The sequence below is a fragment of the Bacillus sp. JH7 genome (genome assembly GCF_001563515.1).
Classification (GTDB): Bacteria; Bacillota; Bacilli; order Bacillales; family Bacillaceae_G; genus Bacillus_A; species Bacillus_A cereus.
Genome location: NZ_LPUS01000001.1, coordinates 3,277,153 through 3,292,344, shown reverse-complemented (window position 1 = coordinate 3,292,344; position 15,192 = coordinate 3,277,153). Strand labels below are relative to the sequence as shown.

The window sequence follows — 15,192 nt, the reverse complement described above, 5'->3', positions numbered from 1 at the left end:
ATAAGACCTCTTCTCATCGGAAGAGGTCTTTTGTTATTCATTAGAAAAAGGTTGAAACTAGGGAGAGATGGTACTTTGAAAGAAACGAGAGGAAATGGTTTAGCTTTATTACCACTTGGGATATTTTTGGCGCTATTTATTGGTTCTGGGATTATTACAGGTGATTTCTATAAATTGCCGATACTTGTAGCGATTTCAATTGCTGTAGGAGTCGCTTTAGTGATGAATCGTAAAGAAAGTTTTAATGTGAAAGTAGAGCGGTTCGCTAAAGGTGCAGGAAATCCGGATATTATGATTATGGTATTAATTTTTGTGCTTGCAGGTGCATTTTCTGAAACTGCTAAAGGAATGGGTGGAGTAGACTCAACTGTTAATTTAGCGTTAACTATTTTACCGCCAGGATTTATCGTAGCTGGAATCTTTGTTATTGGTGCATTTATTTCATTAGCGATGGGAACTTCAATGGGAACAATTGCAGCATTAGCGCCGATTGCTGTAGGTATTAGTGGTCAAACTGATATCTCAATTGCGCTTGCAATAGCTACTGTTGTTGGCGGAGCGATGTTTGGTGATAATTTATCATTTATTTCAGATACAACAATCGCAGCTGTTCGTTCACAAGGAACAGAAATGAAAGATAAGTTTAAAACGAACTTTTTAATTGTGTTACCAGCAGCTATTATTACAATTGTACTATTAGTAATAGTTACTTCAGGGAGTGACACGCAGATTAAAGCACATAGCTTTGATTGGATAAAGATTTTACCGTACGCAGGAGTACTGATTACAGCGCTACTTGGCTGGAATGTACTTATTGTATTAACTGGTGGAACTGTACTATCTGGTGTTATCGGTCTTATAGATGGAAGTTACACGTTAGAAAGTTTCTTTAAAAGTGTAACGACTGGAATGGGCGGTATGATGGAGTTAGTATTACTTGCTATATTAATTGGCGGTATGGTTGAATTAATCCAATATAATGGTGGTATTCAATATTTAATGAATATATTAACACGTAATATTCGTTCGAAAAAAGGAGCGGAATTTGGTATTGCTGGTTTAGTGAGTATGACGAATATGTGTACAGCGAATAATACGATTTCAATTATCTTTACAGGCCCGCTTGCAAAAAATATTGCAGATCAATATGAAATAGACCCTCGTAAATCAGCGAGTGTATTAGATCTTTTCTCATGTTGTGTGCAAGGATTAATTCCGTACGGTGCCCAAATGTTAACGGCAGCAGGATTTGCAGCGTTATCTCCGGTTGAATTGTTGCCATATGCATTTTATCCAATCTTAGTTGGAGTATGTGGGATTGCTTCTATTTTAATTGGGTTTCCAAGGTTTTCGAAAGTAGCTGAGAAAAAAGAGTATCATAAAACAGCTTAATTTAATATGAATGTTAGTAATTAAAAAACGTGCAGAGGATAGACTCTGCACGTTTTTTTGCGTAAAGGGCTGAATATGACTCGGTCTTAAGTCTGAGTTAAAAACGGTTCTTAAGCTCGTTATGGAAAGATGAAAAAATAGTTAAGATAAGAGTATCAAATCGAAGGGAGGCAAGCACAAGATGAAACAATTTCTAGCGTTTATCGCAGCCGGTATTTTGGCTTTAATTGCTCTTGGTAGTCTTGCTGGTATTGTAGGATTTGCAATCGGAGCAGGAGTTGTATATTGGAGCTATAAATCATTTGTGCGAGCTAAATCATTTTTTGGAAAGTTAGCTTGGGGGATTGTTGGTTTAATCGGTTTATCCATTGCACTTTCTCATTCGCCAGCATTAATCGGTATCGCTGCTTTAGTGGTTTTATACTACGGATACCGTGAGTGGAAAAAAGAAAAAGATGTAGTTGTTGAATCTGCTCCAGAAAGTTCTAAACCATATAGCAACTTTGAAGATGAGTGGAACAAATTAATGAAAAACTAAAACAATAAATCAAATTATAAAAAAAGTAGAAGAGAGGAAGATTTATAATGAAACAATCTTTATTCGGACGTGTACGCGATGCAATTTTAGCTGATTTTCATAACGTGTTAGATGAGAAGGAAAGAAAAAATCCAATTGCGATGTTAAACCAATATTTACGTGATAGTGAGCGTGAAATAACAAAAATTGAGAAGTTAATTGAGCGTCATAAAACATTAAAATCTAACTTTGCTCGTGAGCTTGAGCAAGCACGTTATTTCGTTAATAAAAGATCAAAGCAAGCTATCATTGCTCAAGAAGCAGGCGAATTGCAATTGCACGAACGTGCGTTAGAAGAGGTAGCTTATTATGAAGGTCAAGTAACTCGATTAGAAGAAATGTATGCAGGTGTTGTAGAGCAAATTGATGAGTTAGAGCGTCGTCTTTCTGAAATGAAAAATAAATTAAAAGAAATGCACGCAAAGCGTATGGAACTAATGGCACGTGAAAATATGGCACATGCAAATCGTCGTATGAATACTGCGATGCATAAAATGGATGAAAATAATCCGTTCTTACGATTTGAAGAAATTGAAGATCACATTCGTGACTTAGAAACTCGTATGAATGAAGAGCATGAGCGTGATACATTTGATATGAAAATTGCAAAACTTGAGCGTGAAATGAAAGAAAAGAATGATGTATCGTTAACGAAAGAGTTAACAAGATAATAGTAGTATATTATAAAACAGGCTTATGATATAGTGATAGGAGAAAAGGTGTTGGAAAGCAATGCCTTTTCTTCTATGTATATGTGACAAGAAGGGGGGAGCTGAAATGAAGAAACATTTTTCAAAGACACAATTAATGGGGATGCTCCTCATCATATTTGGATTCGGTCTTTTTCTTGATATGATACTTGGACATTTTGAACCAGGTGGTCTCATTTTTGCATTTATTATGCTTATGTTTGGAAGGCATTATCGTAAAAAGAATCGTTATGTACGGGGAAATGTATTTTTATTTGTTGGTGGTATCGTATTTTTATTTTTCTTATTTTCATCAGCAGCATTTGTTCTTGTCGTATTTGCTTGTTTAGCTTTAATTGGTTATCAATTGATTCAACAAGGGCATCAGCAAAAAGCAATGAAGGTTGAAATTAAAGAAAAAGGGATTATAGACGAAGAGAAGCAAATATATCGTACAGAAACATATTTGAAAAATATGTTTGTAGGCAATGTGCGAATGATGGATCATATTTATGAACTTGAGGATATTAATGTTCAATATGGTGCTTGTGATGTGGAAATAGATTTAACAACTGCTATGATTCCAGAAGGGGAAACGGTAATTGTTATTCGGGGTGTCGTTGGTAATATTCGTTTATATGTGCCGTATGATATTGAACTTTCTTTAAATCATTCTGTTATTGTCGGACGTGTGCTCTTGCCAGGTCATGAAGAGACAGGGTTTAACCGCAATGTTACATTTAGAACAGAGCAGTATAAAGAGGCTCCTCGACGTATTAAAATTATTTCTTCGCTTGTCGTAGGCGATACGGAAGTGAGGAAAGTATAATGAAGAAACAAAAAAATATTTCGTGGATGTATATTCGTTATTCTATGTTGTCCTCTGTTAGTATCGCACTCATTTGTACAATTGTATATGTATGGAAAAGCGAGCAACAAGTGTATGATTTATTATGGAAGGAATCCATCGCTTCTGTTCCAATTGGCTTGTTTATTATGACTACAAGTTTACTTATCGGGGGAATTGTAGGATATGCAATCGGTTATTATATAGAGCAGCGTATACAAGGATTAAATACTTTTCTATTTGAAGTAGAGCGAGGGAATTTTCCGAGCGATGTTTCGTTTACTGCAGATGATGAATTTCATGAAGTGGAACGAAAAGTAATCGTTCTGGCTCGTCGATTAGAGGAGCAAGCTGGACTCTTTCAAAAAGTAACGAATGAACGAGCTCATTGGAATGAAGAGATGAGACAAGAAGCGATTTCTCAAGAAAGGCATCGTTTAGCAAGGGAGTTGCATGATTCAGTAAGTCAGCAGCTTTTCGCAATGTCGATGATGATGTCAGCGATTAATGAACAAATAACTGAATTTCCAGATGTGACAAAAAAACAATTGCAACTTGTTGAAAATATGGTTGTAAATGCTCAATCAGAAATGAGAGCATTGCTCCTTCATTTACGTCCTGTACAATTGGAAGGTAAGAAACTGACAGAAGGTATAGAGGAATTATTAACGGAATTATCGCGAAAACAACATATGAAAATTGAATGGCTTATTGAGCCAATAGAATTAAAAAAAGGTGTAGAAGATCATTTATTCCGTATTGTGCAAGAAGCGCTATCAAACACGTTGCGACACGCGAAGGCAAAGAAAACAGAAGTGCGCCTTCGAAAAATTGATCAATATGCGATTTTAAAAATCATTGATGACGGCGTTGGGTTTGAAGTAGGGGTTAATAAGGCTGGTTCATATGGCCTAAGATCGATGCAAGAGCGTGTTCATGAAATTGGTGGGACACTTAAGGTACTTAGTTTCCCGGCCAAAGGTACACAAATAGAAGTAAAAGTACCGATTATGATTGAGAGAGGGGGAGAAGTATGATAAAAGTATTGCTTGTCGATGATCATGAAATGGTTCGTATGGGTGTATCGGCATATTTATCGACACAGCCAGATATTGAAGTAGTAGGGGAAGCTGAGAATGGAAGAAAAGGATCAGAATTAGCATTGCAATTAAGGCCGGATATTATTTTAATGGACCTTGTTATGGATGAGATGGATGGTGTCGAAGCAACACGTGCTATTATTCAAGAATGGCCAGAAGCAAAAATTGTAGTTGTAACAAGCTTTTTAGATGACGAAAAATTGTATCCTGTTATTGAGGCTGGGGCGACCAGTTACTTATTAAAAACATCAAGAGCAAGTGATATTGCTGATGCTGTACGAGCTACTTATGATGGAGAAACAGTATTAGAGCCGAAAGTTACCGGGAAAATGATGTCCCGTATGCGTCAAAAGAAAGAGCAACCTTTGCATGATGATTTAACGGAAAGAGAGTTTGAGATTTTGTTATTAATCGCAGAAGGAAAAAGTAATCAAGAGATTGCGGACGAGTTATTTATTGCACTGAAAACGGTAAAGACACATGTGAGTAATATATTAAATAAATTGAATGTAAGTGACCGTACTCAGGCGGTTATTTATGCATTTAGGCATCAATTAACGAAGTGATAAAGTGAAACTTTAATTGGCGGGGAATTCCTCGCTGATTATTGGCTCGATACAATATAGATTTGGCGTTAAAACTATTGAATGTTTTTATTGACGATAAATAATGTAAGCGTTATCATTGAGGTGTTAACAGTACATATAAAGGGGAGAATGTATATGTTAGTTCAAACTATATTCGGAATGGATAAGTCTAAAAAATTAGGGGATTATGTGAACGCATTACAAGCGCTTTGTGAACAATATAATGTTGAAACAGATAAAATTGCGATTATTGAGGCTACAGAGGAATACTATTTATTTTTAGTAAAGCAAGAAGAGCACTATGATGTTGTCAAGGTAGAAACAGTTGATACGAATATTGAATATTATACGAAGGCTTATAAAATAAGCAGTTTTAATCATACTGCGTATCAAATGTAAAAAAACTCCCTTTTGGGAGTTTTTTTTAGGAGGCTTTTACTTCGTGAGATTCGGTTACTAATGGAACTTTTTTCGTACCGCTTAACTTAGCCATTGCAAGACCAATAAGAGCTCCTACTAATGCTGGTATTAGCCAGCCGATTCCTTCATTATATAAAGGGATAAATTCAAAATATGGTGTGATAAATGAAACTGAAATACCACCTTGTTTTAATCCATCAAATACGCTCACTACAGCTGCTCCAATTAAAGCACCTACATAAACAGAGCGATATCCACCGAAGTATTTATGAAGTAATGATAGTAGTACGAGTACAATCGCAATTGGATACACAACAAGTAGAATTGGAACAGAGATTGCGATAATTTTCGTTAAACCTAAGTTGGCAACTAGTAATCCTAATGCGCAAATGATACTCGCGAACGTTTTGTATGAAAATGTAGTCAATAATGTTGAAAAATATTGGCTGCACGCAGATACGAGTCCAACGCATGTCGTTAAACAAGCGAGTGTAACGATAAGAGATAATAGGAGCAAACCGTATGGACCGAATAATTGTTGTACGATAACAGTAAGTAGCTGTCCGCCATTTTTTGCATATCCGAGCGAGACGCTAGTTGCCCCAAGCCAGCCGAGTGCACCGTATACAAGTACGAGCCCTGTAGCGGCAATAAGCCCTGCTTTTGCTGTGGCGATGGCAATGGACTTACGATCATTCACACCTTTAGAGCGAATTGCATTTACAACGATAATTCCGAATGCAAGTGCTGAAATAGTGTCCATTGTTAAGTAGCCTTCCATAAAGCCTTTGAAGATTGGAGAAGTTTGATACTCTTGCATTGCTGGTCCTGATTGCCCAAGTGGTGTAAATACACTTTTAACAAACAATAAGAAAATAGAGAGTAATAAAATAGGTGTTAATACATTTCCAATACGATCAACAAGTTTAGATGGATTCAAACTCAGCCAAAATACGATAGTAAAGAAGATGATTGTATATACAAATAGCACTAGGCTGCTAGAGCGAATTGTTTCTGGTAAGAAAGAACTAACCCCCATTTCATAAGCGACATTTGCAACACGTGGGATGCCCATAGATGGACCGATAGCAATGTATACAATTACTGTAAAGAAAATTCCGAATAATGGATGAACATGACTTGCAAGTTGCTGCATTCCATTTCCAGATAGAGAAATTGCGATAACAGTTAGTAGTGGTAAGCCAACTCCTGTTAGTAAAAATCCAATCATTGCTGGCCAAAAGTTTTCACCTGCATTTTGGCCAAGCATGGGAGGGAAAATTAAATTACCTGCCCCAAAAAATAAAGAAAATAGCATAAGACCCGTGAAAAAAATATGTTTTTTTGATACAGTGTTCATTGTTTTTCCTCCTTTTTTATTCATTTGTAAGAACACAAAAAACTCGTCCCTAAAGAAAGGGACGAGTTATATTTACCCGCGATACCACCCTAATTTACACATGTAGAAATAAATCTATATGTATACGGCTTTGCAACGTACAACATGATACGTGTTCCTTGTAACGGGGGACGGCCGGTAAGAACTTACTGTAACATTCGGTTCTACTTCTCGGAGATGATTTTCGGTTACGCGCTGAACGTTGGCTTTCAGCAAATCGCCAACTCTCTGGGGAACAGTTCTATAACGTACTCGTTCTCGTCAATGAATTTTTATTCAAGTATTCTGACAGTATTGTTGCATGTTTTTTTTAGAAAGTCAATATGTTTTTTGAAAGATATATTTATATACGGAAATATCGAAAGTGATATTCGTTGTTGTAAAGGAAATGATGAATTGTAAAATGGTAGTGAAAATTTGCGGAGAATTGTAAATTTTATAGAGAAAATTGATATTTATAGGAGTGAAGAAGGGATTGTTTGAATTTATAGAGAATAATACAACAATCCACTTGCTGGAAAGAACAAACCAAAAGAGGTGACTGAAATGCTTGCGATGGGAGTATTATTTGGCATTATTGCTATAATTGGTTTTATGTGGTTATATTATTCGCGTTCGTTTAAACAAGCAGAAGTTTTACTCTTTCAAAAAGGTAGTTTGTTGACAAATCAGTCTAGATATTTAGTATGTCCGAAGTGTGGAAGTGCACAGGCCAGAAGTGGAGGATATCAAGAGTGTTGCAAAATTAGATTATGAAAGAAAGGAAGCCTCACATTATTTTGTGAGGCTTCCTTCCTTACAACTTCATGGCGCTCCAAATTGTCCATCGATCTCTTTCAATAATAGGAGAGACGTTTTGTAATGCGGTCTGTATATGTTGTAGAAGTTGAGAAAGTTCATCATCTGTTAACTCATATAGAATAGATCGACCTGTTCGAGGAGATAAATCTTGCAATAATGCTTCTACAGAATCATGTATTTTTCGTATTTCCCATTGTGTTTGTGCGGGAAGTACATGAAGAGAATGTTTTTGTAATTCTGTCTGTATAGTGTTGGTTTTTGGACGTCTTTTTGACTCTATTTCAATAAGTTTTGGAAATAGAGAGAAAAAATATCCGCGAATGTGTTCGGGACTTCCTGGAATTGTACAATCTTCAATTGTTCGATCTTGTAAAATAAGTAAACCGTTTTTATTTAATATACGAGAAGCTTCACGTAAAAATGTAGGAATGTCTTGTAAATGATGAATAACTGCACGCGAAATAACTATGTCGAATGTTTCATTAGGGTATGGGATATTATGTGCATCACCGTGGATGAATGAAATGTTTGAAAAGTTGTTACAATTTTCTTTTGCAGCTTGTAATATTTCTTTTGAAAAATCAAGTCCCACAACATTTTTGGCTCCCATAAGAGCGAGTTCTTTCGTATAAATCCCACCACCACAGCCGATATCAATTATTTGCTTGTTTTGTATTTCTGTAATGTTTTTTACCATTTCAGCCCAAGAAATATGAGCGTTTCTTGTTGCATATGTGTACTTATTATTTTCATCATGAAAATTAATGGACATGATAAAGACCTCCTTTCAATGATTAGTATAGCGTATTTAATAGGATGTCACGTTTTTGTTTTGTGTATGAAGATTATAAGGATTTCTTATCGTAAGAGGAGGATTAATTTGAAAGGGAAATATGTATTGGTGTTGTTGTTTGTTATGTTACTAGCAGCTTGTGGTCAAGTTGAGCCGAAAAAAGAAACAAAAAAAGTAGAAGAGACGGTGAATGAAGTGAAAGAAACAATAGGGGTAACCGTTATACAAAAAAAACATAAAGAGAAAAAGTTGCAGGAATCAGAAGCGAAGTTAGTAATAGACATTTTGAATAAAGCTGAGAAACAAGAAATAACAGGAAGCTTCGGTGAACCTGAATATGAAATACAAATTAGTAGAGATGGGAAAAAAGAAACTTATTATGCATGGTTAAGGGGAGAAGATAGACGAGGATGGGTGCAATATAAGAAAGCTATGTATATGTTGAATGAAAAAGATACGGAAAAGCTTTTGGATATATTTCCAAATGTCTCAGAACAAAAAGAAGATGAGATGCAGGTAAGCCCTTTAACGGAAGTAACAAAAAAAGATTTGCAGATTACCGCGTTTCATATTAAAACAGGCGATCAAAACGTGAATTATACGGTACGGTATACGATTTCACAATCACTATACAATAAGTTAGTGAAGGAGCAAGAATATTATTTGCAACTCAATTTTCCAGAAAAAGTTCAAAAATTAATTGGAGCAAAAGAGAGTGAAATGATTTTAGGTGAAAAAGTAAAGGAAGGGTATAAGCAATATGAATTACATGCTACTGTTCCGATAAAAAGCGCTTCAGAATCACAATTAAAATCATTAGAAACATATTACGAAAATTATGATTTGAAAATATTAAACAGTGAAAAAGAAAAAATAGGTGTGTTTCAAAATATAATTCAGATTGTTAAAGATTATGGTGAAAAAATGAATTTTCAAAGATAAAGTGAGACTTTAATTAGCCCTTACGGATTGGAATGAATGTAAACTCGTCAAATCTATATGACCTTTCCTAGGAAATGATAATAGAGAGGGGAAAGCACCCCTCTCTATTACTTTGCTTTTGTAGATGGCTCATTCATTGATTTTCGTGTAATAAGAAAAGAAATCATAAGAGCGGAAAGGATGACAAGGGCAATAAATACGTGATTGGGCAACAAATCTAATAATAATACGTAACTAACGGTATAAAAAATAAGAGTTGAAGCTAAAAACGATAGAGCACCTATTATAAGAGATTGTAAATTCATTTGTGTACACCTCCTTTTATTTATATTTTTGGCTGAAAATGGATTATATAAACATTATTTCTAACAATAGAAAAAAATATGTCATAATAGAGAAAAGAACAAGCTTTGATGAATGATATGATTCATTAATGAGAGATAAAGGAGAGGAATATGAAAAATAATAAAAAAGGATTATGGGGAATTATTGTTGCGATAGGTCTATTTTTACTGTCTAAGTTAAAGTGGGTATTTGCAATTTTTAAATTAGCAAAGTTTTCAACGGTATTTAGTATGTTTCTATCGCTTGGCGCATACGCAGTTCTATATGGTTGGAAATTTGGAGTGGCGCTCATTTATTTGTTGTTTGTTCATGAAATGGGCCATTTATGGGCTGCGACAAGAAAGGGGATCCCAACATCGCCAGCAATCTTTATTCCATTTATGGGGGCCCTTATTGGAATGAAAGAGATGCCGAAAAATGCGAAAGATGAAGCTTACATTGCCTATATGGGTCCGTTTTTCGGACTTCTGTCATTTTTACCAGCGATACCGCTTTATATAATGACGAAAGAGCCATTTTGGGCGCTTGTTATTTTGCTTGGAAGTATGATTAATTTCTTTAATTTAATTCCCGTTTCGCCGCTAGATGGTGGGCGAATTATTTCAGTTGTCAGTACTAAAATTTGGGGAGCAGGCCTTATTTTATTACTTGGCTATTCAATTTACTTTAAAAGTATTTTGGGAGGATTTATTGTTATTATCGGTTGTATGGAGTTATATAGAGTAATAAAGAGAGATGAGCCGATTAAGGAATTAGGGCATAAAATTGATGGGATGAAAGAATATGTTACTAGGCTTGAAGAGGAATTAAAAGAAACGGGTGCTGTACATCGGACTATATACGTGATGCATCATGAGATGAATGCATTAAGACAAAGAGAACGGGAAAAAGAGTTACAAATAGGTGAACTTCAAAAAATGGAAGTGTTAGAGTATCTTTTACCGAAGTTCGAACCGTTAGATTATGTTCCATATGAAGATGAAAAAGATGAGTATACAATTCACATAAGGGAAGCATTTGAAGCGTCAGAAAGAAAATTAAATGAATGGAAAACAGAAAAGGAACAACAAGAAAACTATTATAAAGTGGATGCGAAAACGAAATGGACAGTATTTGCTTGTTATATCGGATTAATGGCTATACTCGGTTACACAGCTTATGAAGGATATATTGTTTTACAAGAACATTTGCCAACGAGAAATGTATAGAAAAATATTGTCGAAATGATAGGAAGAATTTATACAGGAATTATATTTCTACGAGAGAAAGTTACAAGTATAGTCATACATTGTAATATTTTTAGTAGAGAAGGAGTTCTGTATATGAAGAAATTGTTAAGTGTATTCGGGATTATTATCGTGATGATCATTGCAAGCTATAGTCTTATGAAAGTGCTGTTACATTATGCGAATAAGCCTGCTGAGGTAAATACAATAGCTCAAATAGAAGATGTGCAAGAAGAGACAAAAGTGCTAAATTTTATTCGAATGACACATGAAAGCTATAATAATTTCTTAAATTACGGTAAAGCAGAGAATTATACAGACGGGGATTGGAATCAATTTAAGCAATGGTTTCAACAGCAAGAACAATCTTTAAAAAATATACACATGGAAATAAAGAATGAAAAAATAAAACGCGATGTAAATAGAAGCTATGAAATTGTAAAAAAAGGTGTGGAACTTCAAAATATTGAGTATGTAGTGTATGCCCACCGTGTATATCATGACTTGGATATTATCGTAAATAAATATAGAGGTGAAACGAATATCTGGGGATATACGGAGTTTGGCGATGGGAAAGATATAAAAGTAATTGAACAAGCTATACAAACAAAATAATAAGCTAGCTAGAATTCTAGTTAGCTTATTTTCTTTTGTAAATACAATGTTCATATATTATTCACAAAAACACCGTGTTAATAGTGATTAAAATCACAATCTGCATTATAAGATTCAGTTAAACTAAAAACAGTTAAGGAAATAGAGGAGTGGGATACAATGTTAAGTGCAAAAACAATTGAAATCGTAAAGTCAACAGTACCATTATTACAAGAAAAAGGCGTTGAAATTACAACGAGATTTTACGAAATTTTATTTTCGGAACATCCGGAGTTATTGAATATTTTCAACCATACAAATCAGAAAAAGGGAAGACAACAACAAGCGTTAGCGAATGCTGTTTATGCAGCTGCAACGTACATTGATAATTTAGAAGCTATTATTCCAGTTGTAAAACAAATTGGTCATAAGCATAGAAGTTTAGGTATTAAAGCAGAGCATTACCCGATTGTAGGTACATGTTTACTACGTGCCATTAAAGAGGTCGCAGGTGCACCTGATGAAGTTTTAAATGCATGGGGAGAAGCATATGGTGTCATTGCTGATGCATTCATTAGCATTGAAGCAGAGATGTATGAAGAAGCTGCACATAAAGAAGGTGGATGGAAAGACTTCCGCAACTTTGTGATTGTTAAAAAAGTGAAGGAAAGCGATGTTATTACGTCATTTTATTTGAAACCTGAAGATGGAGGGAAAGTTTCTTCATTCATCCCAGGTCAATATGTAACGGTTCAAATCAATATTGAAGGTGAGACATATACACATAATCGTCAATATAGTTTATCCGATGCTCCTGGGAAAGAATATTATCGTATTAGTGTAAAAAAAGAAAAAGGTGTAGATACACCAGACGGTAAAGTGTCTAATTACTTACATGAACATGTAAAAGAAGGAGATGTTTTACCAGTAAGTGCACCAGCGGGAGATTTCGTGTTAAATATGGATTCAACATTACCAGTTGTACTAATTAGTGGTGGAGTAGGGATTACACCGATGATGAGTATGTTAAATACGTTAATTGAGCAAGATTCAAAACGTAATGTATATTTTGTTCATGCAGCAATAAATAGTAATACACATGCAATGAAAGAAGACGTTAAGGCAGTAGAAAATGAATATGAACAAGTTAAAGCATATACTTGTTATTCTGCACCGACTGAAAAAGATTTAGAAATGAAGAACTTTGATAAAGAAGGTTTCATTGAAAGTGAATGGTTAAAAACTATTATTCCGACAACTGAAGCAGAGTTTTATTTCTGTGGTCCAGTAGCATTTATGAAGCATATAAATGCTGCACTAACTGATTTAGGTGTGAAACAAGAGCATATTCATTATGAATTTTTCGGCCCAGCAACAAGCTTACAATAAGCAAAAAAACGAGGTATTTATTTTACCTCGTTTTTTATTTGTTCTCGTAATAAACGGTTTACTGTTTCACGACGTATACCTATCAGTTGACCAATTTCGGTTTGTGTTAATATTTCATATATAGGAATGTCACCTAAATATAGGGTGAACCATTCTTGTAAACGATGAAGACGTTCTTTCGGAGAGACGGTTGTCAATTGATCAATTCGTTGTTGCATCATTCTTAATTTAGATTGCAATTGCATAGCGATGTTAGCATACGATTCGGGATTTGCTTGAAGTCTCTCGTACCATTCACTACTAGTAATCGGTTCCACTTCTGTTTTTATTAAAGCGATAGCTGTACCGTGATATTCTTTCGGTGAAATTAAAGAATGATGAGGTATCGTTTCACCTGGAACGATAATGTTGAATAAAAATGGTGTTCCGTCTTCTTCTAGCCGAACTACTTTTAATAAGCCTGTTTTTATAAAGTATAAAGGACCGTCCTCGCCTTGACGGAATAGTACATCTCCTTTGTGTAGAATCAATGTTAGCCCCCCATTAATATGTTTCTATTTCTTCTATTTTAGCGTATATGTATATAGACAATATGCTATTTCAACAGCAATTTCATTGACGAAATGTATGCTATTACAGTAGTATACTATTTAGTGTGTAATAGTACTAGCAATGAATACGCTGTAGGGGGTTTAGTATATTGTTAGATGCGATGAGAATGACGGATATGAGAATTCCGGCGAATGCTATCATTCATGTAGAAGAGATGAAAGGTGGAGTCGTTTTATCCGTTGAAGTAGACGGCCAAATTATTTATACGATGGCTTATGATGAAGAAACAGATAGCTATGCTGAATTATATGATCGAAACGATAAGAGGGCGTGCCAAGTACATGAAGACTTCATGGGGTGGTCACTTCTTCATTAAAAAAGATGTCAATATGACATCTTTTTTTATTAAATCGATAGAATATACAAAGAAATGAAATATAAGGATAAAATTTGTAATAATTGATTTTGCATTGTTAGCACTCTGTAACTGCAAGTGAACTATTTTTTCGCTATCATAAAGATAACAGTCGCAGTTATAGGAGTGGTCAACTTGAAGAAAGTACATATTTCAAATTATATGTTATTATGTGTTTGTTTAATTTTATTTGTTCTCCTCGGAGGATTTTTATATTCATGTGTATAAGAAAAACGCATTCTAAAAAGAATACGTTATAAAAGGGAAATAATGATTAATCTAGTTCCAAGAATAATCAACGTAATACGTAATAAATTAATTACGGCGTTGCCACTTAGTTTTGTATTAATGTAAGCCCCGATTTTTCCGCCAATCCATGCACCCGGAATCAGGATTAATGCATAAATCCAGCTGACATTTCCAAGTGAGATGTGAGTTGCAGAACTTACAATTGCTGATAGAAATACGATGAACATTGAAGTTGCTACTGCAATATGTGCTGGGAATGCAAAAAGAAGCATCATTGCTGGAACAAGTAAGGCACCGCCACCAATTCCAAATAATCCAGATATAAACCCAACTATAAAGGCGATAAAGATAGCAAGAAACGGTGGGAATTGGTAGTGTACAGTATTTCCATCATTATCTGTAAAAGAACGCTTAATTACAGACGTATTTGAGAGGGAAAGAGGTTTTAATTTGTCTCGAAGCATAAGTAGAATTGAGACGAATATAAGGAAAATCCCAAAGTATAAAGAAAATGTGTCTTGGTTTAAAAATTTATTTGCCCATGATCCGATAATACCACCAGGGCCGCTTCCGATAAATAAAATAAGTCCACTTTTATAATCTACTCGCTTATGCTTCATGTAAGTAAGGGTGGAAGATAGTCCTGTGAAAACGACTGTTACCATGGAAGTCCCTACTGCAAGTTGTGGTGATAAACTGTGTAATCCAATTAATAACGGAACAATAATAATTCCGCCTCCAAGCCCAACTAGGCTGCCGACTGTTCCGGCGATTAGTCCGATGAAAAGTAACATGATGTATTCCAAAATTGCCAACTCCTCTAAATAACTTATCCACCAATTATTATACACGCTTTTTAATGAGAAATAGGCTTG

At 35.0% G+C, this 15,192-nt stretch carries 18 protein-coding genes and 1 other annotated feature; of the genes, 13 read left to right on the top strand and 5 right to left on the bottom strand.

What is annotated here, in order from left to right; genetic code table 11:
* The first annotated feature begins 75 nt into the window (after positions 1 to 75).
* The 7 genes from AU379_RS16510 (at position 76) to AU379_RS16480 (ending at position 5,591) form a co-directional block, all read left to right on the top strand.
* Positions 76 to 1,392 (top strand): Na+/H+ antiporter NhaC family protein, encoded by a 1,317-nt coding sequence (locus AU379_RS16510; protein WP_061139494.1) that lies wholly within the window; start codon positions 76 to 78, stop codon positions 1,390 to 1,392.
* Positions 1,393 to 1,573: 181 nt separating this feature from the next.
* Positions 1,574 to 1,930, top strand: coding sequence for a hypothetical protein (locus AU379_RS16505; RefSeq protein ID WP_000808640.1), 357 nt, complete (start codon positions 1,574 to 1,576; stop codon positions 1,928 to 1,930).
* 47 nt (positions 1,931 to 1,977) lie between these two features.
* Positions 1,978 to 2,640 carry a PspA/IM30 family protein gene (locus AU379_RS16500; protein ID WP_061139493.1) on the top strand — a complete coding sequence of 221 codons (663 nt, stop codon included), beginning with the start codon at positions 1,978 to 1,980 and terminating at the stop codon, positions 2,638 to 2,640.
* Positions 2,641 to 2,746: 106 nt separating this feature from the next.
* Positions 2,747 to 3,487: a cell wall-active antibiotics response protein LiaF gene (gene liaF, locus AU379_RS16495; protein WP_000716095.1), complete on the top strand. Its 741-nt coding sequence runs from the start codon at positions 2,747 to 2,749 to the stop codon at positions 3,485 to 3,487.
* Positions 3,487 to 4,542, top strand: coding sequence for a sensor histidine kinase (locus tag AU379_RS16490; protein ID WP_000744326.1), 1,056 nt, complete (start codon positions 3,487 to 3,489; stop codon positions 4,540 to 4,542). The genes liaF and AU379_RS16490 overlap by 1 nt, the downstream gene beginning before the upstream one ends.
* Positions 4,539 to 5,171 (top strand): response regulator transcription factor, encoded by a 633-nt coding sequence (locus AU379_RS16485; RefSeq protein ID WP_000598707.1) that lies wholly within the window; start codon positions 4,539 to 4,541, stop codon positions 5,169 to 5,171. The genes AU379_RS16490 and AU379_RS16485 overlap by 4 nt, the downstream gene beginning before the upstream one ends.
* Before the next feature lie 81 nt (positions 5,172 to 5,252).
* Entirely contained in the window at positions 5,253 to 5,591 is a 339-nt protein-coding gene (locus AU379_RS16480) for a DUF3922 domain-containing protein (protein WP_002061028.1), read from the top strand.
* A gap of 25 nt (positions 5,592 to 5,616) precedes the next feature.
* On the opposite strand, the gene brnQ is transcribed toward AU379_RS16480, so the two are convergent.
* Entirely contained in the window at positions 5,617 to 6,972 is a 1,356-nt protein-coding gene (gene brnQ / locus AU379_RS16475; RefSeq protein WP_001099143.1) for a branched-chain amino acid transport system II carrier protein, read from the bottom strand.
* Between the two features lie 54 nt (positions 6,973 to 7,026).
* Positions 7,027 to 7,285, bottom strand: a binding site (T-box leader).
* Positions 7,286 to 7,557: 272 nt separating this feature from the next.
* On the opposite strand from brnQ, the gene AU379_RS16470 reads away from it, so the two are divergent.
* On the top strand, positions 7,558 to 7,767 hold the full coding sequence (locus tag AU379_RS16470; protein ID WP_000880630.1) for a hypothetical protein: 210 nt from the start codon (positions 7,558 to 7,560) through the stop codon (positions 7,765 to 7,767).
* A gap of 40 nt (positions 7,768 to 7,807) precedes the next feature.
* Here the strand turns inward: AU379_RS16470 and AU379_RS16465 are convergent, their stop codons facing one another.
* Positions 7,808 to 8,584, bottom strand: a complete 777-nt coding sequence (locus tag AU379_RS16465; protein WP_000026279.1) for a class I SAM-dependent methyltransferase — start codon at positions 8,582 to 8,584, stop codon at positions 7,808 to 7,810.
* Between the two features lie 108 nt (positions 8,585 to 8,692).
* On the opposite strand from AU379_RS16465, the gene AU379_RS16460 reads away from it, so the two are divergent.
* Entirely contained in the window at positions 8,693 to 9,547 is an 855-nt protein-coding gene (locus AU379_RS16460) for a hypothetical protein (RefSeq protein ID WP_000677063.1), read from the top strand.
* A gap of 107 nt (positions 9,548 to 9,654) precedes the next feature.
* On the opposite strand, the gene AU379_RS16455 is transcribed toward AU379_RS16460, so the two are convergent.
* Positions 9,655 to 9,852 carry a hypothetical protein gene (locus AU379_RS16455; protein ID WP_001053357.1) on the bottom strand — a complete coding sequence of 66 codons (198 nt, stop codon included), beginning with the start codon at positions 9,850 to 9,852 and terminating at the stop codon, positions 9,655 to 9,657.
* A 150-nt stretch (positions 9,853 to 10,002) separates the two neighbouring features.
* Here AU379_RS16455 and AU379_RS16450 point away from each other — a divergent pair, with 150 nt between their 5' ends.
* From AU379_RS16450 to hmpA, 3 genes are all read left to right on the top strand, one after another.
* Positions 10,003 to 11,100 carry a site-2 protease family protein gene (locus AU379_RS16450; protein ID WP_061139492.1) on the top strand — a complete coding sequence of 366 codons (1,098 nt, stop codon included), beginning with the start codon at positions 10,003 to 10,005 and terminating at the stop codon, positions 11,098 to 11,100.
* Between the two features lie 114 nt (positions 11,101 to 11,214).
* On the top strand, positions 11,215 to 11,733 hold the full coding sequence (locus tag AU379_RS16445) for a hypothetical protein (RefSeq protein WP_000735525.1): 519 nt from the start codon (positions 11,215 to 11,217) through the stop codon (positions 11,731 to 11,733).
* A 159-nt stretch (positions 11,734 to 11,892) separates the two neighbouring features.
* Entirely contained in the window at positions 11,893 to 13,101 is a 1,209-nt protein-coding gene (gene hmpA / locus AU379_RS16440) for an NO-inducible flavohemoprotein (protein WP_000947320.1), read from the top strand.
* 17 nt (positions 13,102 to 13,118) lie between these two features.
* On the opposite strand, the gene AU379_RS16435 is transcribed toward hmpA, so the two are convergent.
* Entirely contained in the window at positions 13,119 to 13,631 is a 513-nt protein-coding gene (locus AU379_RS16435) for a Crp/Fnr family transcriptional regulator (protein ID WP_000600585.1), read from the bottom strand.
* Positions 13,632 to 13,801: 170 nt separating this feature from the next.
* On the opposite strand from AU379_RS16435, the gene AU379_RS16430 reads away from it, so the two are divergent.
* A complete protein-coding gene (locus AU379_RS16430; RefSeq protein WP_000883009.1) occupies positions 13,802 to 14,029 on the top strand; it encodes a hypothetical protein in 228 nt (75 codons plus the stop codon).
* 293 nt (positions 14,030 to 14,322) lie between these two features.
* Here AU379_RS16430 and AU379_RS16425 read toward each other — a convergent pair whose 3' ends face one another.
* On the bottom strand, positions 14,323 to 15,123 hold the full coding sequence (locus tag AU379_RS16425; protein WP_000455762.1) for a sulfite exporter TauE/SafE family protein: 801 nt from the start codon (positions 15,121 to 15,123) through the stop codon (positions 14,323 to 14,325).
* Positions 15,124 to 15,192: the final 69 nt, after the last annotated feature.